Source organism: Vibrio sp. YQ_11, from assembly GCF_043103065.1.
GTDB lineage: Bacteria > Pseudomonadota > Gammaproteobacteria > Enterobacterales > Vibrionaceae > Vibrio > Vibrio parahaemolyticus.
The window spans coordinates 1-1,640 of the sequence record NZ_JBICJM010000017.1 but is presented as its reverse complement, the minus strand read 5'-3'; the positions used below and the strand labels follow the sequence as shown (position 1 = coordinate 1,640).

General features: G+C 40.8%; 2 protein-coding genes. Both read left to right on the top strand.

Annotated elements, in window-relative coordinates; translation table 11 throughout:
• Nucleotides 1-308: hypothetical protein (locus ACF8EG_RS10945; RefSeq protein ID WP_392419452.1), on the top strand; the 308-nt coding region annotated here is incomplete at its 5' end.
• A gap of 157 nt (nt 309-465) precedes the next feature.
• Complete coding sequence (locus tag ACF8EG_RS10940; protein ID WP_069505162.1) at nt 466-975, top strand: CbrC family protein; 510 nt, start codon at nt 466-468, stop codon at nt 973-975.
• Nucleotides 976-1,640 lie beyond the last annotated feature (665 nt).

The window sequence follows — 1,640 nt, the reverse complement described above, 5'->3', positions numbered from 1 at the left end:
TGGGTGCTATCTACCTGTTATTTAAGCTATACCAAGAAGGCGAAGAGATAGGTTGGAATAGAATTTTAGTTACTATCTTTTTTATCAGCTATTCAGGTCTGTATTTGTATGTTCCACCTTTCTTAGGCATGAATAACCAATATGCAGGTAAAATGTACGAATTAGTTCCAATCGGATGCTATTTCGTGGCTTTACTTCCCGATATGGAAGAAGCAGAAACTGAGGCGAAAGCCTTCGTATTTTTCGCTTGGTGTGGTCTTATTCTCATAGCATCTTTCTTGGTTTACTTTAAGTTGTATGTGTGGTGATGGGTACCAGTACGCATATAACAAACTGTTCAAGAGGGATTCACAACGCGTGGCATTTTCACTATGCGTTGGTTTAAGTGATTAAGGTGGTATGCGGCAGCATCGGTATTGCGTTGTTCACCCCTTAACAGAGCGTTATGTGCCAGAAGGAGTACAAATGAAATTTGAGTTTTTCTCTGATACGGAGAACTTTGCATTCAAGGTTGACGAGCCAACACAGTGCTCAGTTTGTTTTAAAGTAGGCATATGGTTCGACGCTGGAATGTACCCAGGGCAAACTGACATCGAGTGTATTTGTGATTCTTGTTTGTCTTCTGGCGCTTTGATAGAACTAGATATTGAACCTAACGATTGCGCTGAGAGTGATACAGAAGACTCAAAGACTATCACCTATAAAACTCCATCCTTACCTTGTTGGCAAGACCATGAGTGGCCATTAATTAGTGGCCAGTATCCAGTTTTTGAGCGAATAGCTTCAAAAGAGGACTTCACAGATAAACAAGAGTTCATTGAAGCTCATATTCCAGAAGATATCGATGTAGACTTTGATTGGTTATGGGTAACGTTACCGAATGAAAGGCTTAAGAATTACACAGAGGCAGGTAATGTATCAGTATATTTGTTTAGTCTTGGTAAACGGAAATATTGGTTTTTCGATTGTAACTAGCACATAACAAAGCATTTAAGAGTGACCCCAACGTTTGGCACTTTTCATTCCATCGATGGGCTTCGTGTTTATGGCGCAGTGGTTTAGTGTCTACGTAGCGTCGCTCACACCTTAATGCGGCGTTAGCACTGGGTTGGCTTCAAAGGTTAAACGTTTCTGTGTTTATTGGTTTGTTTTCCTAGCTTTACACCTGATCAAATGTACCTTTCATGTTCGCTCCGGTGGCACTATATGCGAAGTTTTCGCTTTGACTTCATCGTTTACGGTTTCTAACTTTCGGGCTATTTCTCTGGCGTGGTTTCTTTGGCGCCGAGAGGTTTTCGGCAAAACAAGTATTTCTTTGTCGCTATTGTTCAAGTTCCAAGCCCGTATTCTTTGCTAATTTGAAAGCGGTGAAAAAGGGCAGTTAAGCATGTTTTTCTTCTAGCCAACTTACGTCTTGAAGTTTGTTTTTAGTTTGGCAGCTGTCCGTTTGGTTTTGGTGTTTTATGCCATAAATTTAGTGCTATGTTTTAATGCTTTAGTGCGTTTCAAAGGCTTTAAGAGCAGCGTGCTAACAAACAATTCAAGAGGGATTCGTAACGCGTGGCATTTTTACTATGCGTTAATTTTAGTGATTAAGGCGGTTTGCGGCGGCATTGGTGTTGCGTTACTCACCCCTTAAT

Excerpts from the sequence above, each read along its gene's own strand:
- ACF8EG_RS10940 (WP_069505162.1), top strand. The coding sequence starts at position 466 with ATGAAATTTGAGTTTTTCTCTGATACGGAGAACTTTGCATTCAAGGTT.